This is a genomic window from Pseudescherichia sp. L3 (assembly GCF_024656065.1).
Classification (GTDB): Bacteria; Pseudomonadota; Gammaproteobacteria; order Enterobacterales; family Enterobacteriaceae; genus Pseudescherichia.
Genome location: NZ_JANKYC010000001.1, coordinates 1190902 through 1209444, shown reverse-complemented (window position 1 = coordinate 1209444; position 18543 = coordinate 1190902). Strand labels below are relative to the sequence as shown.

The window sequence follows — 18543 nt, the reverse complement described above, 5'->3', positions numbered from 1 at the left end:
GTATTGGCGTTAAAAATAGGTGGCAAGCAATTTTATTCGTTATTTCAATCAATTCGCGGAAAATGTACTGGCAAAAGTGACAATGTCACACACTCTGCTGTTCCGTCTCATTGGTGAGGGATTCCGTAGGGCTCTGACCTTCCCGCGCGCTGGTGCGGTTGCGGCCTGCTTTTTTCGACTGGTAGAGATACTCATCCGCCTCAGCCAGCAGCTTATTGAAGCGCTCCGTGAGCTCCCATGACTGTGTTGTGCCGCTGCTTACGCCAATACTAACCGTCAGGAACAGCGTCTGCTGCTGCCAGCGGAACGGGTGGGCTTCCACGGCGCGCCGAATACGCTCTGCCAGCATAAATCCCTGATGAGGATCCTGCGTCGTGGCGACGACGGCAAACTCTTCGCCCCCCATCCGTGCAACGATCCCACTGTCGCCGACCGTCTGCTGTATCTTCTGTGCAAACGTCGTTAACACTCTGTCGCCGCACTCATGACCATAGCTGTCATTGATGTTTTTGAAGTAGTCGATATCCAGCAGCATAACCGTTAAATGTCGTGCCTCGGTCCTGCGTTCGCGGCCCAGCGCTTCATAGAGACCAGAGCGGGAGTAGACCCGGGTCAGAAAATCAAAGTCAGCGCGCAGCGACACCTGCTTCATCAGCGTATTGATAGCGTTAACGCTGACGCAGACAATAATTGGGCAGATGGCCATGGTGGCGATCCCCAGTCTCGCCGAGAACATGCGCGGCATTTGCAGCGGGCTGGCGACGAAGATGTTTATCGTGCCGTTGGCAACCAGGATAATTTCCAGCGCACCGGTCAAAAAGGTCAGCAGCGCAGTGGTCAGTAGCGAATAGCGAACCGCACACCAGATCAGCGCCGGGAGCGGGAAAAGAAGGCTGCCCGCCCCGCCGATCGCCACCGAGGCAACCAGTGACGTCACCAGGGCGGCAATCGGCAGCAGGTGCTCAACGCGAAACGGCATGACCCAACGCGGCCACGTCAGGGTGAGTACACAGGGCAGGATCAGCACGCCGGTAGAAAACTGCTCGCTAAACCAGTCGGCATAGAGCGGCCAGAAGGTGAGTTCGTCTATCCCCACCGACGCAAACGCCCCGACCAGCGCGCAGCCCAGCGCCCCCAGCAGACAGTAGTTAAAGATCCGCAGGGCGTTTATCGGCAAAGTGCGCCTCTCAGGCCGTTTTTTATCCCGCACAATTAGCAGCGCCACGGTGAGAATAAACACCATGTTCGACAGGTTGATCACCAGCGAGGTGGCTCCCCACGTAGTGGTCATGGCATCGTAAACCAGCATCGCCACGTAGCAGATGGCGTAGTTGTGCAGTCGGTTTAGCCAGCTATAGCGCGCAAAAACACCGGCCATCACCGCGTTCAACGGCCAGAACAGGGAGAGCTCCTCCACCAGCCTGAGCATCGCGCCGATAGAGTAGAAGAGCGTGGTCAGCAGAAAGATCATGACCGCGTTACGCCAGGGCCTCTCTTTATGGAACGGACGAAACGCGATGTTCAGTGGTGCAAGCATAGAATTCTGTCCCTGTAGATAAGGGTAATGACGCGGCAGGCCATCAGTAAACCGAACGTCCCAGCTGACGGCTGAGTGCTTCAAGCATAGCAATACCCGCCAGCGAGTTGCCTGCCTCATCAAGCTCCGGGCTCCAGACGCAGATGGCCATCTCATGGGGCACGATCGCCACAATCCCCCCTCCGACCCCGGACTTCGCCGGCAGGCCCACGCGCCAGGCAAACTCTCCCGCGCTCTGATACATGCCGCTGGTGGCCATCAGAGCATTAACCTGCCGCGACTGCAATGGGGAGATAACCGACCGGGTGAGATGGCGCGCACGCCCCTCGTCGGCGAGAAACAGGAAAGTCTTTGCCAGCTCGACGCAGCTCATCTTTAGGGCGCAGTAGTGGAAATAGTTCTGCAGCACCGTCGCTACGTCATTGTGAAAGTTACCAAAGGATTTCATAAGCCAGGCGATGGCCGCGTTACGCGCCGAGTGATCGAACTCAGACCGCGCCACACGGCTGTCGTAGGTGATATCGCTGACGTCGCTCAGCTGGCGAACCACCTCCAGCATCCGCTGACGCGGAGCGCTGAGACGGCTTTGCAGCATATCGCATACCACCAGCGCACCGGCGTTGATAAAGGGGTTTCGCGGCTTGCCCTGCTCAATTTCGAGCTGCAACAGCGAATTAAACGGGTGGCCGGAGGGATCTTTACCTACGCGCTGCCAAATCTCCTCCTCCTGATAGTGATCCATCGCCACCACCAGGCTCAGTACCTTCGAGATAGACTGAATAGAGAAGCGCTCGTCGGCGTCACCGGCCTGAAAGTGGCGGCCATCGATGGTACTCACCGCAATCGCCAGCTTGTTCGCCTCGACCGATGCCAGCGCTGGAATGTAGTCGGCTACCTTCCCCTGGCCGATTAAAGGCCGGACCTGAGTCAAAATAGACTCCAGCATGTCATTATTAATGACCGTCGCCACACTACACTCCTCACCGGCTAAAAAAGGCCTGCGAGTATATCAGGGGTCCGCCTGGAAATCAGGGGCCCGCCCGGAAAATGCTGCACAGAATAAGCTCGTGCAGATCAATAACTTTGTCAGCCAGGATGATATCCTTGATTTTGATATGCTTTACTTTCTCTTTGAAGAACCTTTAGCTAATTACATCGAGCCTGGTGAGACTCTTCGTAAAAACCCTTCTAAAACGGAGCAATTTCTGGGTGCAATCGAGAATCTTTAGACTAATCAGAAAAGTCATTTCTGAGTTATCCGGAGCGGTTGTTATCAGCGCCGTAGTTATAGGAATTTTCATCGCAATATTTGCGAATGAAGGGATTAGGCGTGTTATCGCTCCCGTTCTCGTCTTTATCGCTGGCCTGGTTGTTTACTGGTTGGCCTGGATGATTTCATCAAAAGAAGATCGGAGATAGGTAACTTAAAACGCATTGCAGCCACCTGTTTTCACGTGGCTCGCTATCAGAGCCACGCGGCGAGCGTCAGGCTGGAAGTCGAAAACGCGTTACCGCCTGCATAAGCTGTCGGGAGTCATCGTGCAACTGCTGTGACGCCTCGGCGGCGGTGCTCACCAGCTCGCCGGTGCGACGGGCGACCTGGTTCAGTCCGTGCAGCTGGCGCGTCATCTGATGAATGTTCTCTCCCTGGTTTAGCGTCGCCTGAGAGATATCATTCAGCAGGCCGCTGAGATGCCCCACCAGGCCGGTGACCTGCTGAAGATTGTTCTCCAGTCGGTTCACCGCCTGCGAGCCCGCCTCTATCCCCTGCAGCGAGTGCTGGATCAGGGTCTGGATTGTCTGCGTCGAGTGGCTGCTTTTGCGTGCCAGCAGCCCGACCTCTTTTGCCACCACCGCAAAGCCACGGCCATGGTTCCCCGCGTGGGCCGCCTCGATGGCCGCGTTAAGGGCCAGGATATTGGTCTGGAACGCTACGTTATCGATCAGCGCCACGATACCCCGCATCTCATCGGAGCGGGCCACAATCGCCTGCATAGATTCATTGACGGTATCCATCATTCTGTCGCCCCCGGCGGCGGCCTGACGGGCTTCGTCGGCGCGCTGGCTGGCGAGTTTCGCATAGCCGGTATTGCCCTCAACGTGAGACTCCAGCTCGGCAATGTTGGCCGTTACCTCGTCCAGCTCTTTTGCCTGGCGAGCCGACTGCTGATAGAGCTTCTGGTTACCCTGCGCCAGGCTATCGATATTGCTCACCATCGAGGCGGTGGCGTCGCTGACCTGCGTCACCAGCTGCTGGAGCCCCCGCTGCATGGCCTCAATGCTGACGCTGAGCTGGCCGATCTCCCGGTTAAAACAGGTCACCGGTGGCGGTGCCACAGAGAGATCCCCTGCCGCCAGCAGATTAATATGGGTAATGAGCCGCTTGAGCGGAGCGATCACCCAGCGCGACATGCCAAACCAGACGGCGATGGCGATAATCAGCAACAGGGCTGGCCCCAGAATAAACAGATATTGCAGATTGGCCAGGCGGGACATCAGCGTCTGCCTGCCCTCCTCTGCGCGCGCATCGCTGGCCGCGCGGAAGCGGGCAAAGTTATCGTTGAAGTCGGCCTGAAAAGCCTGCGCCGGGACGGCAAAGAAGGCATTGATGGACTGCGTGCGGGTCAACGCATCCGCCTGCTCTTTAATCGCGCCGTAGAAAAGCTGGTAGCTGTTTATCAGCCCCTCGTCTTCGGGTGGATTAAGCGCCCGCCACGCCTGCCAGCTCTTTTGCGACGTCGCCAGCGCCTGCTGGGCCTCGTCCATCAGGCTATGCCAGCTGCCCTCGGAGCCGGTGGCCTGATCCTGCATAAAATAGACACCCGCGCGGTTAAGCAGATCGCTGGCCGCCAGCAGGGCCACCCGCGCTTCATCAACCCTGGCTTGTTGCAGAAGCGCCTGCTGATTGAGTCGCTCATGATGCTGGGCGTCGTGGAGGGAGCGGGAGAGGAGAAGCGATGAGGAGATCTGAAGCGCAGAGAACAAGCCGATAATACACAATATCCCTGCCAGCAAGCCAAACTGCCGTGGCGTATCCCGGCGAAATACAGATGGAAAAATTTTAGTTAAGTTCATGATATTCTTCTGTAACTATTCTGCTGTAACCACACACTGCGCGTGAGTCTACGAAACAAAAATGACAGAACCATGACAATGCGGCACCACTGAATAAACAGTGGTGCCGCGTGGATTAACGATGACGCTTACAGACGATCTTTCCACACCGTCTGCACGTTGCAGAACTCACGCAGGCCGAAGTGGGACAGCTCGCGACCAAAGCCGCTCTTCTTCACGCCGCCGAACGCCACGCGGGCATCGCTGGCGCTATAGCCGTTGATAAACACCCCGCCGCACTCCAGACGCGCCGCCAGGGCGTTCGCCCGCGCTTCGTCCGCGCTGAAGACGGTGGCGGAGAGACCGAAGTCGCTGTCGTTAGCGAGCTGAAGGGCGTGCTCTGCGTCTTGCGCGACGGTAATGGTCGCCACCGGGCCAAACAACTCCTGACGGAATGCGGTCATCTCAGAGGTGACGCCGGTCAGCACCGTTGCCGGATAGTAGTTGCCCTCCCCGTTGATTTTCTCCCCACCCAGACGCAGCGTCGCGCCTTCGTTTAGGGTTGCCTCAACCTGAGCATGCAGCTCGTCGCGCAGATCGTAACGCGCCATTGGCCCAAGGTAGTTCTCTTCAACGTCCGGCGCGCCCAGCTTCAGCGCCGCGGCGGCGGCGACAAATTTTTCGGTAAAAGCGTCTGCCACGCCCGCCTCAACGATAAAGCGTTTCGCCGCGGCGCAGACCTGTCCGGTATTCTGGTAACGACCGGCAACTGCCGCTTTAACGGCCAGATCGAGCGAGGCGTCGTTCAGCACGATAAAGGGATCGGATCCGCCCAGCTCGAGCACGCATTTTTTCAGCGCCGCACCCGCCTGAGCACCGATGGCCGCCCCGGCACGGACGCTGCCGGTGACGGTCACGGCGGCAATGCGCGGATCGTTAATCGCCTGGCTTACGCCGTCATTGGTGGCATTCACCCAGCCAAAGACACCCGTCGGAATACCCGCCTCACGAAAAATATCGCCCAGCAGTTCGGCACAGCCCAGCACGTTCGGGGCATGTTTCAGTAGATAGCTGTTGCCCGCCAGCAGGATCGGCACCGCACCACGCAGCACCTGCCAGACCGGGAAGTTCCACGGCATCACCGCCAGGATAGCCCCCAGCGGACGGTACTCAATCACCGCCTTGTTATTCTCGACCTGGGTCGGCTCGCTCGCCAGCATCGCCGGGCCGTGCTCGGCGTACCAGTCGCAGAGGTTGGCGGATTTTGCCACTTCAGCCCGGGCTTGCAGAATAGGTTTACCCATCTCAGCGCTAATCAGCTGGGCCATCTTTTCGCCGTGCTGCCGCAGAACGGCCCCAACGTTACGCAGCCCCTGGGCGCGCTGCGCTACGCTCTGCGCCCGCCACTGCTGGAACCCCTGCTGCGCGGCGGCCAGAGAGGAGTCGACCTCTGCCGAGGTTGCCCACGGACGTGCCGAGAGCTGTTTTCCCGTTGCCGGATTGATGGATAGCGCGTGGGTTACTGATGAAATCGTCATTATTTGTCTCTCTACTTAAACAGGGAACTTGCTTTATCCTGGCCTACTCTGCTATTTCTGAAAAATGAATAATATTAACTTACCCATTCACAAATCGAGAACAGCATGGATTTAACCCAGCTTGAGATGTTCAACGCCGTGGCGCAGACCGGTAGCATTACCCAAGCCGCACAGCGGGTGCATCGGGTTCCGTCGAACCTGACAACGCGTATCCGCCAGCTTGAGGCGGATTTGGGGGTAGATCTCTTTATCCGAGAAAATCAGCGGCTACGTCTCTCTCCCGCCGGGCATAGCTTTTTACGCTACAGCCAGCAGATCCTTGATCTGGTAGATGAGGCGCGCAGCGTGGTCGCGGGTGACGAACCGCAGGGGCTGTTTTCGCTCGGCTCGCTGGAGAGCACGGCCGCCGTGCGTATTCCCCCTACCCTGGCCGACTTCAACCAGCGCTATCCTCGCATCCAGTTTGATCTTGCCACCGGCCCGTCGGGGACCATGATTGACGGCGTGGTGGAGGGTCGGCTCAGCGCAGCGTTCGTTGACGGCCCCTTGATGCACCCAGGGCTGGAGGGGATCCCGGTCTACCGGGAGGAGATGATGATCGTCGCCCCAGGCGGGCATGTGGCCATCAGCGACGCTACGCGGGTTAACGGCGCAAGCATTTACGCTTTTCGCGCTAACTGCTCCTACCGCCGTCATTTTGAGAGCTGGTTTAAGGCAGCCGGAGCCACGCCCGGCAAAATTCATGAGATGGAGTCCTACCACGGCATGCTGGCCTGTGTGGTTGCCGGGGCCGGGCTGGCACTGATGCCGCGCAGCATGCTGGAGAGTATGCCTGGCCATCATCAGGTTTCCGCCTGGCCGCTGGCCGAGGAGTGGCGCTGGCTGACCACCTGGCTAGTATGGCGTAGGGACGCAAAGAGCCGCCCGCTGGAGGCGTTTATCGCTCTGCTGCAAGAGCGACCGCAGACGTCATAGGATAATACAATAGATGTTTCAGGATGTTGCGTCGTTGACCCGCAAGGGATATTTTTAAGCAGTCGCCATTAACGGTTAACGGAAAAATAATGAATACCAAAGCCCGTAAGGTCATGATTATTGGTACCGGCAACGTCGGTGCGTCGGCTGCCTACGCCCTGCTCAATCAGAACATTGCCGAAGAGCTGATTCTGGTCGATCTCAACCGCGATCGCGTCGAGGGACACGCCCAGGATCTGGCAGATGCAGCAGCCTATATGCCAGGGATGATGGCTATCTCTACCCGTGACGTCAGCGAGTGCGCGGATGTCGATATCGCGGTGATCACCGTCTCCGGCGGGCCGCTCCAGCCCGGCCAGACCCGGCTGGACGAACTGACCAATACGGCCAAAATCGTCAAAAAGATCGTGCCACAGATGATGGCGAACGGCTTCAACGGCATCTTTCTGATCGCCACCAACCCGTGTGACATTATCACCTGGCAGGTATGGAAACTCTCTGGCCTGCCGCGTAATCAGGTGATTGGGACCGGCGTATGGCTGGATACGACCCGTCTGCGCCGCTCTCTCGCCCAATCGCTGGATATTGGCGCACAGAGTATCGATGCCTTTATCCTTGGTGAGCATGGCGATACTCAGTTTCCGGTCTGGTCTCACTCTTCGGTGTACGGTTCACCCATCGCCGAAGTCTACCGGCGCAAGACCGGTGAAGCGTTAGATCGTGAGCGTCTGGCGGAGCAGGTTCGCCGTCAGGGTTTTGATATCTACGCCCGTAAAGGCTGCACCGAGTACGGCATTGCCGGGACTATCGCCGAGATCTGCCGCAATATCTTCACCGGCAGCCACCGGGCGTTAGCCATCTCCTGCGTACTTGACGGAGAGTATGGCGCGAACAATATCGCCATCGGCGTGCCGGCGGTGCTGGCCCAGAACGGCGTCCAGCAGATTATCGAATTGCAGCTGGCTGAGGATGAGCAGGCGAAGTTCCAACACTCGGCAAGCGTCATTGCCGCAAACATCGCCCGCCTGCCTTAATCGTTGTCGATTGTCGTTAGCCTGCCGCACCACGACGCACCAACAGCAGCGTCAGGCTAAACGACATTACCAGCGAGATCAGTACGCCGGAGATGGCATACGGGAACCACGGGCCGATGTAGGCTGGCAGGCTGAAGATGCTGGAAAGAATGTAGCCAAACAGCCGCACACCAAAGAAAGCGATAAACGCCGACGCCACGCTGCTGGCAATCGTCGCGGCAATAAACGCACGTTTCTCTTTAGTCAGTACGCCAAACAGCGCCGGTTCAGTGATGCCCAGCAGCGCGGAGATGGCCGCTGACAGCGTCACGGTGCGATCGTCGCGATGACGATTCTGGAACCAGATAGCGAAGGTCGCCCCGGCAATGGCCATGTTTGCCATGCACATCATCGGCATTAGCATGTCGTAGCCATGTTCGCTGAAGTTTTGCAGGGCAATAGGCGTCATCGCATGGTGCATGCCGGTGAGGATCGCCACCGGACGGATCGCGCCCACGATTAACCCTGCCAGCACCGATGAGGTGTCAAACAGGCCCTGAATACACCACGCCAGGCCTTTGCCCAGCCAGATGCCTACCGGACCAATCACCACTAACGCCACCAGCGCAGTGATAAACAGCGTCAGCGTCGGCGTAAACACCGTTCTCAGCACCTCCGGCATGACGCGATCCACCGCGCGATGGATATAGCTCAGCGCCAGCACCGAGAAGATGACCGGAATGACGCTGGAGGCGTAGTTGAATATCGACACCGGCAGCACACCGGCAAACCAGTAGGCCTGCACCGCCCCCGGCGCACCGCTCGACAGCTGCTTAGCCGCCTCAATCAGGGAGGGATACATCAGGCAGGCCACCACGGCTGCCGCTAAATATTCGTTGGTTTTAAACATTTTGGCGGCGGATACCGCAAGGAAAAACGGCAGGAACCAGAACACGCCGCTGGCGATCATATCGATCACCATCACGGTGTCGCTTTTTGCTGACAGCAGATTCATGGCAATGAAACCGGCCAGCAAGCCTTTGATCATCCCTGCACCCGCGATAGCCGGTACGATAGGGCCAAACACGCCGGACACCGTGTCCATAAACAGCGAGATTAAGCCTTTTTTGGCTTTGCCAGGCGCTTCGCCGGTTGGCTCAGCGGTTACCTCGCCGCCGATCTGTTGATACCACTGATTCACCTGCGGGCCGATAATCACCTGATACTGCTCGCTTTGCAGCTGTGCGCCCAGCACGCCAGGAAGCTGGGTCACGGCCTGTTGATTGATCTTCCCCTCATCCACCAGATCGAAGCGCAGACGGGTCATGCAGTGCCAGACTTTATTGATATTTTCTCGACCGCCAACGCCTTGAATTAGCGCGTTGATGATGGCTGGATTACTCATTTGCTGGCTCCTTATCTGCCTTGGTGACGGCATGTTCAATGCTGAAGAAGTCTACGACAAGGCGGCAGCGATAAACAGACCAATAAAAAGTGATAATGCTCACATAACCCTTACAGAAAGGTGCTGGGAGCAGCAATAAGGTAGAATTGGTCTGGTTTTTTTATCAATTACCAACCCTGCACGGACCAAAATAAAGTGCTGGAAATCGGTAAATAAGAGCAGGAATAATAGTCCCCGCAATCTGCTTTCAGTCAGCCGTCAGGAGCGACCATGACACCCACTTTAATCACCAACGTTGAATGTTTCATCACCCGCCCCGATCGCCACAACCTGGTGCTGGTCAAAGTCACCACCGATAAGAGTATCGTTGGTTATGGCTGCGCCACGTTTCAGCAGCGGCCGCTGGCGGTCAAAACCATGGTGGATGAGTACCTGAAACCGCTGTTGATGGGGCGCGATGGCAACCACATCGAAGATCTGTGGCAGATGATGCAGGTAAACGCCTACTGGCGAAATGGTCCGGTGATGAACAACGCTATCGCGGGCGTGGATATGGCGCTGTGGGATATCAAAGGCCAGCTGGCGGGCATGCCGCTCTACCAGCTGTTCGGGGGGAAATCGAAGGACGCGATTGCGGTTTACAGTCATGCTGCCGGTGAAAGCATGGATGAACTCTATCCGCAGGTAGACGCTCTGCTCTCACAAGGTTATCGCTACATTCGCTGCCAGCTCGGTTTTTACGGCGGCACGCCGCAGGATCTGCATGCTACACGCGAACCCACGGCGGGCGCCTATTACGATCAGGACGAATACATGGCGAATACTATCGCTATGTTTAAAGCCCTGCGCGAGAAGTACGGCCACCGTTTTCATATTCTACATGACGTGCATGAGCGGCTTTTTCCGCAGCAGGCGATTCAGCTGGCGAAGGCGCTGGAGCCTTATCAGCCCTGGTTTTTGGAAGATATCGTGTCGCCGCAGCAGAGCGGTTGGTTAGCGCAGATCCGGGCGCACAGCAGCGTGCCGCTGGCGATGGGCGAGCTGTTTAACAACCCGGCCGAGTGGCACGATTTGATCGTTAACCGGCAGATCGATTTTATTCGCTGCCATGTGTCGCAAATCGGCGGCATTACCCCAGCGCTCAAGCTGGCGGTGCTGTGCCAGGCCTTTGGCGTGCGGCTGGCGTGGCATGGGCCGCCGGATATGACCCCCGTCGGCGTGGCGGTGAATACCCATCTTAATATTCACCTGCATAACGCAGCGATTCAGGAGTTCATTCCGCCGCAGGCGAATACCCTGGCGGTGTTCCCCAACGCACCGCAGGCGGAGGGCGGGTATATGTATCCGCTCGATCGTCCGGGCATGGGTATACAGGTTGATGAAGCGGCGCTGGCGCGTTTCCCGCTGGTCTATCGTCCACACGAATGGACGCAAAGCCGCCTGCCCAACGGGGCGATGCACACGCCTTAACTGCCGCTGCGAAAGCGCAGGTTGTCGGCATTGAACGGCGTAACGTAGGTACATTCGTAATGAATGTCGATCACCTCGCTTAAGATCCACACCTCGCTGCCGGAAAGTATGCCGCGATTGGTTATTTTCATGGCAGGCGTGCCGCGTTTGCAGCCCAGCAGCGCGGCCTGGGCTTTGTCCACCGCCACCGCCTGATAGTGGGTGAGGAAGTGGGACAGCGTCAGGCCTTTGCCGATCGCATAACGTTGCAGTGAGCTTTCAATTGCCTGCTGATTGAGGTCAGGAAAGCGCGCCAGCGGCAGGCTGGAGGTTTCAATCTGCGTGCAGCGATCGTCCACGTAGCGCAGGCGGCAGAAGTACCATAGCCACTCATTTTCCCCGATGCCAAATACCTGCTGCTGCTCCTTGCTGGGCAGCCGTTTATGCAGGCTGAGCAGGCGATAGCGCATTTGGTCAAAGCGTTTTTCGGTGATGGAGTTATAAACCAGCGGATTGCTGCGTGCGTTTTCGCTGACGTAAATACCCGAGCCCTGCACGATACGAATAATGCCGATGCTGACCAGCTTTTTTAAGGCTTCCCGCACGGTGTAGCGCGAAACGCCATACTCTTCGGCGAGTTCGCGCTCGGCGGGTAATTTATGTAACGGCTCGCTGGCCGTCTGGAAGATCTTGCTAAGCAGATCCTGAGTAATAAATTCCCGTTTTTTCATGGTGTCCATCAAGGTTAGGGAAAAACGCGTGCTTACTACGGGTTTAAAATGAGATCTAAATCACAAAATGGTTGTGTTTTCGCCAGTGAACGTTTTAAGATCGCCCCATCTTTTCCCCTCGTCAACACTACTATAACCTTATGACAACGAACACTGTTTCACGCAAAGTTGCGTGGCTGCGCGTCGTGACGTTGGCCGTTGCGGCTTTCATCTTCAATACCACTGAATTTGTTCCTGTCGGGCTGCTCTCTGACATCGCCGATAGCTTCGGCATGCAAACCCCGGAAGTGGGCATTATGCTCACTATCTATGCCTGGGTTGTGGCGCTGCTGTCGCTGCCGTTTATGCTGCTCACCAGCCAGGTAGAGCGGCGCAAGCTGCTGATCGTACTGTTTGTGCTGTTTATTGCCAGCCACGTGCTCTCCTTCCTGGCGTGGAACTTTACCGTGCTGGTCGTAAGCCGGATTGGCATTGCCTTCGCGCATGCTATTTTCTGGTCGATCACCGCCTCGCTCGCCATTCGCGTGGCACCGCCGGGCAAGCGCGCCCAGGCGCTTAGCCTGCTGGCTACCGGCACGGCGCTGGCGATGGTGCTCGGGCTGCCGATAGGCCGGATCGTCGGGCAGTACTTCGGCTGGCGCACTACCTTCTTTATCATTGGCGTTGGGGCGCTGATCACCCTGCTCTGCCTGGCGAAGCTGCTGCCGAAGCTGCCAAGCGAACACTCCGGCTCGCTGAAAAGCCTGCCGCAGCTGGTTCGTCGCCCGGCGCTGATGAGCATCTACCTGCTGACGGTAGTGGTGGTAACCGCGCACTACACCGCCTATAGCTATATCGAGCCGTTTGTGCAGCACGTGGCGGGACTGAGCGCCAGCTTCGCTACCGTCCTGCTGCTGATTCTTGGCGGCGCAGGGATCATCGGCAGCATCCTGTTTGGCAAGCTGGGCAACCTGCATGCGTCGACGCTGGTGAGCGGTGCCATTGCTGTCCTGACCCTCTCGCTGGTGCTGATGCTCCCCGCCTCGCACAGCACAACGTACCTCGCCGTGCTCGGCGTATTCTGGGGCATTGCGATTATGATCATCGGCCTCGGTATGCAGGTGAAGGTTCTGTCGCTGGCGCCGGACGCCACTGACGTGGCGATGTCGCTCTTCTCAGGCATCTTTAACCTCGGCATTGGCGCGGGCGCGCTGGTGGGTAACCAGGTGAGCCTGCACTGGTCGATGGCGAACGTGGGTTACGTGGGCGCAGTTCCCGCGCTGGCGGCGCTGGTGTGGTCGGTGGTGATATTCCGCCGCTGGCCCACGGTGTTGGAAGAGCAGCCCCAATAGCGTTTACGCCGGGCGTTGCTGCTACGAAAGTGGGTAGCTGGAGATAATCTCCAGCACCCCGTTAATAATAAACTGCACCCCCATGCAGACCAGCAGAAAGCCCATCAGCCGGGAGATGGCCTCAATACCGCTTTTACCCACCAGCCGCATCACCGCACCCGAACTGCGCAGACACCCCCAAAGGATCACCGACACAAGCAGGAAAATCAGCGGCGGCGCAGCCAGGATCACCCAATCCGGAAAGGTTGAACTGTGACGCAGGGTGGAAGCCGAGCTGATGATCATCGCGATGGTTCCCGGCCCGGCGGTGCTGGGCATCGCCAGAGGCACGAACGCGATATTGGCGTCGGGCTCCTCTATCAGCTCCGCCGTTTTGCTCTTCGCCTCCGGCGACTCATGTGCTTTCTGCTGGGGAAAGAGCATCCGGAAGCCGATAAAGGCGACGATCAGTCCCCCGGCGATCCGCAGCCCCGGAATCGAGATACCGAAGGTATTCATCACCACCTGCCCGGCATACCAGGCAACCATCATAATGGCAAATACGTAGACCGACGCCATCAGCGACTGACGGTTACGTTCGGCAGCATTCATATTGCCCGCCAGGCCAAGAAATAGCGCGACGGTGGTTAATGGGTTTGCCAGCGGCAGCAACACCACTAGCCCTAATCCAATTGCTCTGAACAGATCCTGCATAAGGTGCACTCCGTGAAGCGGATAGTTGACGACTATTATATGCGCAAAGCCCCTGCGCGTGCAGAGGACAATACGCTAAGCCAATGTATAACTTACAGTTATTAATTTATTAGTTATTGCTAAAAAATTGGTACGTGAAACGTTTTAGCAAATTGTGGCATAAGCTAATGCATTCAGTTGACTTATAGTTGCCCCGGCAATAATATCTGCCGTGACTAATCTACTTGCCGGGGCAACCATCGTGAAAAGCACCAGTGACTTGTTCAACGAAATCATCCCACTGGGCCGCTTGATCCACATGGTCAACCAGAAAAAAGATCGCTTATTAAACGATTACCTTTCGCCGCTGGATATCACGGCGACGCAGTTTAAGGTGCTCTGCTCTATCCGCTGCGCGACCTGCATCACGCCGGTGGAGCTAAAAAAAGTGCTGTCTGTCGATCTCGGGGCACTTACCCGCATGCTGGATCGACTGGTATGCAAAGGCTGGATTGAGCGCCAGCCTAATCCGCATGACAAGCGCGGCGTGCTGATCCAGCTTACCGCTGACGGCGCAGCGCTTTGTGAGCAAGGCCATAAATTAGTGGGGCAAGACCTGCATCAGGAACTAACAAAAAACTTAACGGCAGATGAAGTGGCAACCCTTGAGTACTTGCTCAAGAAAATACTGCCGTAAACAGAAGAGGTATAATGATGTCCAGACGCAATAATGACGCCATTACTATTCATAGCATATTGGACTGGATCGAGGATAACCTGGAGTCACCGCTGTCGCTGGAGAAAGTCTCCGAGCGTTCGGGTTATTCAAAATGGCACCTGCAACGGATGTTTAAGAAAGAGACCGGGCACTCATTAGGTCACTATATCCGCAGCCGCAAGCTTACTGAAATCGCACAGAAGCTTAAGCAGAGCAACGAGCCGATTCTCTACCTGGCAGAGCGCTACGGCTTTGAGTCACAGCAGACGTTGACCCGAACCTTTAAAAACTATTTCGACGTGCCGCCGCATAAGTATCGCATGACCAATATGCACGGTGAGACCCGTTATCTGCTGCCGTTAAACCATTACAACTGTTAATCGCCTGTATTTAGACGTATCGAGGAAATCATGAAGTTTACCGTCTCCGCCGCCCTTACCCTGCTGGCGCTGTTTTCTGGCTATAGCAATGCGGAGCAGCAGCACCCTGGCGAACAAAACCAGCGCGACGCGATGATTATGCCTTCCGCCCATGACCAGTCACCGTTTGACTTAAACCATATGGGTTCCGGAAGTGATAAATCCGACGAGTTAGGCGTGCCCTATTACAACTAAGCACGGCTAATACGTTCTTGCCCCGCCCTGTGCGGGGCTTTTTTTACCGTGCGGCGACCGACGGCCTCAGACGAAAGCCAAAGATATTGATATACAATCCAGCCATGATCAGCGCAGCGCCGAGTAGCTGCAGACCATTCAGCGTCTCATCCAGTAACAGCGCGGCGCTGGCCATGCCTACCACTGGCACCAGCAGCGAGAGCGGCGCCACGCGCCAGGTTTCGTAACGCCCGAGCAGCGTTCCCCAGATCCCGTAGCCAATGATGGTGGCGACAAACGCCAGGTAGATCAGTGAGAGCACGGTGGTGATATCAATCTGCACCAGACTTTGCACCATCAGCGCCGGGCCATCGAAGATCAGCGAGGCGACCAAGAAGGGCACCACCGGGATCAGCGCGCTCCAGACCACCAGCGACATCACCGCCGGGCGTGATGAATGCTGCATGATCTTTTTGTTGAAGATATTCCCGCAGGCCCAGCTGAAGGCGGCCGCCAGAGTGAGCATAAAGCCCAGCACGGTCACGTTCTGACCGCTGAGGCTGGATTCCGCCAGCACCAGCACGCCAAACACCGCCAGCGTAATTCCCAGCACCTGCTTCAGCTGAAGCCGCTCGCCGAAGGTAGCCGCGCCGAGAAGGATGGTAAAGAATGCCTGCGCCTGCAAGACCAGCGAGGCCAGTCCGGTGGGCATGCCAAACTTAATCGCGCTAAACAGAAAGGCAAACTGACCAAAGCTGATGGTCAGGCCGTAGCCCAGCAGCAGACGCAGCGGCACCTTTGGCCGGGCGACGAACAGCAGCGCCGGAAAGGCCACCAGCACAAAACGCAGACCTGCCAACATTAGGGGGGGCATATTGTGCAGCCCGACCTTAATGACGACAAAATTAAGTCCCCACACTACTACTACCAGCAATGCCAGCAGTCCGTCTTTCCGCGTCATACCTGCCCCTGAAGTTTAAGCTTTTGTAAAAATGTTACGTTATCGTAAAAATATGTCTAGAGACAGATCACAATATTCGGTAGGTCAGCGTGTGCGATGCGAGAAATGTGGTCGCTATACAGTGCGCGTTTAGCGTGGTATTGCTGATAGTGAACGCAAAAAATAGAAAACAATGCACTGTCGGATACAACATGATCACATCTCAGCAACGCTCCATCATCGCACTGCTCGCCTCATCACTGCTGTTAACCATCGGTCGTGGCGCTACGCTGCCGTTTATGACCATCTACCTCAATAGCCAATACGGTATGGCGGTTGATCGGGTCGGGTTGGCCATGACCGTGGCCATGACCGTCGGCGTCTTCTTTAGCCTCGGCTTCGGCATTCTTGCCGATAAGTTTGATAAGAAGCGCTACATGCTCATTGCCATCACCATCTTCGTGCTCAGTTTTATCGGCATTCCCCTGAGTCATAATGCGGTGCTGGTGGTGATCTTCTTCTCCATTATCAACTGCGCCTACTCGGTCTTCGCCACCGTTGTCAAAGCCTACTTCTCCGATACGCTGGCGCCGGCAGCGAAGTCAAAAGTGTTCTCGCTAAACTACTCGTTTCTCAATATCGGCTGGACGATTGGCCCGCCGCTGGGCACCCTGCTGGTGATGCAGAGCAGCCAGCTGCCTTTCTGGCTGGCGGCGGCGTGCGCTGCCTTCCCGCTGGTGTTTATTCAGCTCTGGGTTCAGCGCGTCATGGTGAAACGCGAAGAGGAAACCCTCCAGCCCTGGTCACCGTCGCTTTTGCTTCATGATAAAGCCCTGCTGTGGTTTACCCTCTCCGGCGTGCTGGCCTCGTTCGTCAGTGGCTCCTTTGCCTCCTGTATTTCGCAGTACGTCATGGCGGTGGCCGATAACGCCTTTGCGCAGAAGGTGGTGGCGCTGGTTCTGCCGGTGAATGCGGTTATCGTGGTCATGTTCCAGTACGTGATTGGCCGCACGCTGCGAGCCAACAATATCCGCCCGATGATGGCCGTCGGCACGCTCTGCTTTGTCCTTGGCCTGCTGGGCTTTATGATCTCTGGCAGCCAGCTTTGGCTGTGGGGGCTGTCAGCCGCCGTGTTCACTATTGGGGAGATCATTTATGCTCCGGGCGAGTACATGCTGATCGACCATATCGCCCCGCCGGGTATGAAGGCGAGCTATTTCTCAGCTCAGGCCCTCGGCTGGCTTGGCGCGGCCATGAACCCACTGGCCACCGGCATTATTCTGACTACCCTACCGGGCTGGACGCTGTTTGCCATTTTGGCAGCAACGATTGTTTTCGCCTGGCTGATGATGCTGCGCGGAATGCAGATCAGGCCGTGGGACAGCGGACTCAGTGCGGCAAAAGCATAAAAAAAGGGGCAGGAAATCTGCCCCTCTTAACAATTACCAGACCTGTTCGGCAATGCGCGTCACCAGGCGCACCTTGTCCCACTGCTGGGCTTCGGTCAGGCTGTTGCCCTCTTCCGTAGAGGCGAAGCCGCACTGCGGGCTGAGGCAGATCTGATTGATATCCACATACTGCGCCGCTTCCTTGATGCGCGCCTCAATTCCTTCCGGGTTTTCCAGCTCGCCATTTTTCGTGGTAATCAGCCCCAACACCACCTGCTGCTTACCGGGGCGGATAAAGCGCAGCGGAGCGAAGTCGCCGGAGCGATCGTTGTCATACTCCAGGAAGAAGGCGTCGACATTGACCTGGCCGAAGAGCACCTCAGCCACCGGCTCGTAGCCGCCTTCGGAGATCCAGGTCGAGCGGAAGTTACCGCGGCATACGTGCAGACCGATAGTTAAATCCTCCGGCTTGCCCTCCAGCGCCTTGTTCAGTACCCGGGCGTAGATGCGTGCCAGTTCATCAGGATCTTCACCGCGCTCGCGGACCTGACGGCGCTGATCGTCTGAGCAGAGGTAAGCCCAGACCGTGTCGTCAAGCTGCAGGTAACGGCAGCCTGCTTCATAGAATGCGTGAATTGCATCGCGCCATGTGGTCGCCAGATCGTCAAAGTAGGCGTCCAGCTCCGGGTAGACCGTGCTGTCGATATCTTTCCGGCCACCGCGGAAGTGCAGCACGCTCGGGCTGGGGATCGTCATCTTCGGCTGGGCGCTGCCGCTAATGCTCTGCAGGAAGCGGAAGTCTTCCAGCATCGGATGATCGCCGAAGCCCAGCTTGCCGGTCACGCGCACGCCGTGGGCTTTGGTCTGGACACCGTTGAACTGAATACCCGCCTCGGAATCATAACGCTCTACGCCCTGCAGGCCATCAAAGAAGTCAAAGTGCCACCAGGCGCGACGGAATTCGCCGTCGGTGACCACGTGCAGACCGCAGGCGCACTGCTGCTCAACTACCTCACGGATCGCGCTGTCTTCAACTGCCCGCAGTTGGCCAGCATCGATTTCCCCCGCAGCAAACTGAATGCGTGCCTGCTTAATTGCATCGGGACGCAGGAAACTGCCGACAACATCGGCGCGGAACGGGGAGTGGTGACGCTGCATGGTGATCTCCTTGCCGTCGGGCAATGATAACCCGGCGTGAT

General features: G+C 57.1%; 18 protein-coding genes. 9 read left to right on the top strand and 9 right to left on the bottom strand.

Annotated features, from left to right (window positions below; translation table 11 throughout):
- Positions 1-85: 85 nt before the first annotated feature.
- Both NR795_RS05920 and glsB read right to left on the bottom strand, forming a co-directional pair.
- Positions 86-1537 carry a sensor domain-containing diguanylate cyclase gene (locus NR795_RS05920; RefSeq protein ID WP_257757525.1) on the bottom strand — a complete coding sequence of 484 codons (1452 nt, stop codon included), beginning with the start codon at positions 1535-1537 and terminating at the stop codon, positions 86-88.
- Positions 1538-1580: 43 nt separating this feature from the next.
- The gene (gene glsB, locus NR795_RS05915; protein ID WP_374544244.1) at positions 1581-2483 is read right to left on the bottom strand and encodes a glutaminase B; all 903 of its coding nucleotides are present in this window, start codon (positions 2481-2483) and stop codon (positions 1581-1583) included.
- On the opposite strand from glsB, the gene NR795_RS05910 reads away from it, so the two are divergent.
- The gene (locus tag NR795_RS05910) at positions 2482-2766 is read left to right on the top strand and encodes a hypothetical protein (protein WP_186370535.1); all 285 of its coding nucleotides are present in this window, start codon (positions 2482-2484) and stop codon (positions 2764-2766) included. The two genes, glsB and NR795_RS05910, sit on opposite strands and share 2 nt — an antisense overlap.
- Positions 2767-3022: 256 nt before the next feature.
- Here the strand turns inward: NR795_RS05910 and NR795_RS05905 are convergent, their stop codons facing one another.
- Positions 3023-4612, bottom strand: coding sequence for a methyl-accepting chemotaxis protein (locus NR795_RS05905; RefSeq protein WP_257757522.1), 1590 nt, complete (start codon positions 4610-4612; stop codon positions 3023-3025).
- Positions 4613-4740: 128 nt separating this feature from the next.
- Complete coding sequence (sad, locus tag NR795_RS05900) at positions 4741-6129, bottom strand: succinate-semialdehyde dehydrogenase (protein ID WP_257757520.1); 1389 nt, start codon at positions 6127-6129, stop codon at positions 4741-4743.
- A 105-nt stretch (positions 6130-6234) separates the two neighbouring features.
- Here sad and NR795_RS05895 point away from each other — a divergent pair, with 105 nt between their 5' ends.
- Both NR795_RS05895 and NR795_RS05890 read left to right on the top strand, forming a co-directional pair.
- A complete protein-coding gene (locus NR795_RS05895) occupies positions 6235-7104 on the top strand; it encodes a LysR family transcriptional regulator (protein WP_257757519.1) in 870 nt (289 codons plus the stop codon).
- Positions 7105-7193: 89 nt separating this feature from the next.
- Positions 7194-8138, top strand: coding sequence for an L-lactate dehydrogenase (locus tag NR795_RS05890; protein ID WP_257757518.1), 945 nt, complete (start codon positions 7194-7196; stop codon positions 8136-8138).
- A 16-nt stretch (positions 8139-8154) separates the two neighbouring features.
- Here NR795_RS05890 and NR795_RS05885 read toward each other — a convergent pair whose 3' ends face one another.
- Positions 8155-9522 (bottom strand): PTS transporter subunit EIIC, encoded by a 1368-nt coding sequence (locus NR795_RS05885; RefSeq protein WP_257757517.1) that lies wholly within the window; start codon positions 9520-9522, stop codon positions 8155-8157.
- Positions 9523-9792: 270 nt separating this feature from the next.
- Here NR795_RS05885 and NR795_RS05880 point away from each other — a divergent pair, with 270 nt between their 5' ends.
- Positions 9793-10992: an enolase C-terminal domain-like protein gene (locus tag NR795_RS05880; protein WP_257757516.1), complete on the top strand. Its 1200-nt coding sequence runs from the start codon at positions 9793-9795 to the stop codon at positions 10990-10992.
- On the opposite strand, the gene NR795_RS05875 is transcribed toward NR795_RS05880, so the two are convergent.
- Positions 10989-11702: a GntR family transcriptional regulator gene (locus NR795_RS05875; RefSeq protein WP_144815921.1), complete on the bottom strand. Its 714-nt coding sequence runs from the start codon at positions 11700-11702 to the stop codon at positions 10989-10991. The two genes, NR795_RS05880 and NR795_RS05875, sit on opposite strands and share 4 nt — an antisense overlap.
- Positions 11703-11842: 140 nt before the next feature.
- Between NR795_RS05875 and NR795_RS05870 the strand changes: the two genes are divergently transcribed.
- Entirely contained in the window at positions 11843-13033 is a 1191-nt protein-coding gene (locus tag NR795_RS05870; RefSeq protein ID WP_144815923.1) for a sugar transporter, read from the top strand.
- Between the two features lie 21 nt (positions 13034-13054).
- On the opposite strand, the gene NR795_RS05865 is transcribed toward NR795_RS05870, so the two are convergent.
- Entirely contained in the window at positions 13055-13726 is a 672-nt protein-coding gene (locus NR795_RS05865; RefSeq protein ID WP_144815925.1) for a MarC family NAAT transporter, read from the bottom strand.
- 241 nt (positions 13727-13967) lie between these two features.
- Here NR795_RS05865 and marR point away from each other — a divergent pair, with 241 nt between their 5' ends.
- The 3 genes from marR to marB are packed head-to-tail and all read left to right on the top strand — an operon-like array spanning position 13968 to position 15037.
- Positions 13968-14402, top strand: coding sequence for a multiple antibiotic resistance transcriptional regulator MarR (gene marR, locus NR795_RS05860; protein WP_042395082.1), 435 nt, complete (start codon positions 13968-13970; stop codon positions 14400-14402).
- A 17-nt stretch (positions 14403-14419) separates the two neighbouring features.
- Positions 14420-14803 carry an MDR efflux pump AcrAB transcriptional activator MarA gene (gene marA / locus NR795_RS05855; protein ID WP_144816048.1) on the top strand — a complete coding sequence of 128 codons (384 nt, stop codon included), beginning with the start codon at positions 14420-14422 and terminating at the stop codon, positions 14801-14803.
- 30 nt (positions 14804-14833) lie between these two features.
- Positions 14834-15037, top strand: coding sequence for a multiple antibiotic resistance protein MarB (marB, locus tag NR795_RS05850; protein ID WP_144815926.1), 204 nt, complete (start codon positions 14834-14836; stop codon positions 15035-15037).
- A 43-nt stretch (positions 15038-15080) separates the two neighbouring features.
- Here marB and eamA read toward each other — a convergent pair whose 3' ends face one another.
- Positions 15081-15977, bottom strand: coding sequence for an O-acetylserine/cysteine exporter (eamA, locus tag NR795_RS05845; RefSeq protein WP_144815928.1), 897 nt, complete (start codon positions 15975-15977; stop codon positions 15081-15083).
- Positions 15978-16168: 191 nt separating this feature from the next.
- On the opposite strand from eamA, the gene ydeE reads away from it, so the two are divergent.
- Complete coding sequence (gene ydeE / locus NR795_RS05840) at positions 16169-17365, top strand: efflux MFS transporter YdeE (protein WP_144815930.1); 1197 nt, start codon at positions 16169-16171, stop codon at positions 17363-17365.
- Between the two features lie 33 nt (positions 17366-17398).
- Here the strand turns inward: ydeE and NR795_RS05835 are convergent, their stop codons facing one another.
- Positions 17399-18502 (bottom strand): cobalamin-independent methionine synthase II family protein, encoded by a 1104-nt coding sequence (locus NR795_RS05835; RefSeq protein ID WP_222890482.1) that lies wholly within the window; start codon positions 18500-18502, stop codon positions 17399-17401.
- Positions 18503-18543: the final 41 nt, after the last annotated feature.

What these genes read in the sequence shown, in the direction of transcription:
- eamA (WP_144815928.1), bottom strand. Translation starts at nt 15,977, where the DNA reads ATGACGCGGAAAGACGGACTGCTGGCATTGCTGGTAGTAGTAGTGTGG.
- marB (WP_144815926.1), top strand. Translation starts at nt 14,834, where the DNA reads ATGAAGTTTACCGTCTCCGCCGCCCTTACCCTGCTGGCGCTGTTTTCT.
- NR795_RS05920 (WP_257757525.1), bottom strand. Translation starts at nt 1,537, where the DNA reads ATGCTTGCACCACTGAACATCGCGTTTCGTCCGTTCCATAAAGAGAGG.
- NR795_RS05880 (WP_257757516.1), top strand. Translation starts at nt 9,793, where the DNA reads ATGACACCCACTTTAATCACCAACGTTGAATGTTTCATCACCCGCCCC.
- ydeE (WP_144815930.1), top strand. Translation starts at nt 16,169, where the DNA reads ATGATCACATCTCAGCAACGCTCCATCATCGCACTGCTCGCCTCATCA.
- sad (WP_257757520.1), bottom strand. Translation starts at nt 6,129, where the DNA reads ATGACGATTTCATCAGTAACCCACGCGCTATCCATCAATCCGGCAACG.
- NR795_RS05890 (WP_257757518.1), top strand. Translation starts at nt 7,194, where the DNA reads ATGAATACCAAAGCCCGTAAGGTCATGATTATTGGTACCGGCAACGTC.
- NR795_RS05865 (WP_144815925.1), bottom strand. Translation starts at nt 13,726, where the DNA reads ATGCAGGATCTGTTCAGAGCAATTGGATTAGGGCTAGTGGTGTTGCTG.
- NR795_RS05875 (WP_144815921.1), bottom strand. Translation starts at nt 11,702, where the DNA reads ATGAAAAAACGGGAATTTATTACTCAGGATCTGCTTAGCAAGATCTTC.
- glsB (WP_374544244.1), bottom strand. Translation starts at nt 2,483, where the DNA reads ATGCTGGAGTCTATTTTGACTCAGGTCCGGCCTTTAATCGGCCAGGGG.
- marA (WP_144816048.1), top strand. Translation starts at nt 14,420, where the DNA reads ATGTCCAGACGCAATAATGACGCCATTACTATTCATAGCATATTGGAC.
- NR795_RS05885 (WP_257757517.1), bottom strand. Translation starts at nt 9,522, where the DNA reads ATGAGTAATCCAGCCATCATCAACGCGCTAATTCAAGGCGTTGGCGGT.
- NR795_RS05895 (WP_257757519.1), top strand. Translation starts at nt 6,235, where the DNA reads ATGGATTTAACCCAGCTTGAGATGTTCAACGCCGTGGCGCAGACCGGT.
- NR795_RS05870 (WP_144815923.1), top strand. Translation starts at nt 11,843, where the DNA reads ATGACAACGAACACTGTTTCACGCAAAGTTGCGTGGCTGCGCGTCGTG.
- NR795_RS05905 (WP_257757522.1), bottom strand. Translation starts at nt 4,612, where the DNA reads ATGAACTTAACTAAAATTTTTCCATCTGTATTTCGCCGGGATACGCCA.
- NR795_RS05910 (WP_186370535.1), top strand. Translation starts at nt 2,482, where the DNA reads ATGTCATTATTAATGACCGTCGCCACACTACACTCCTCACCGGCTAAA.
- NR795_RS05835 (WP_222890482.1), bottom strand. Translation starts at nt 18,502, where the DNA reads ATGCAGCGTCACCACTCCCCGTTCCGCGCCGATGTTGTCGGCAGTTTC.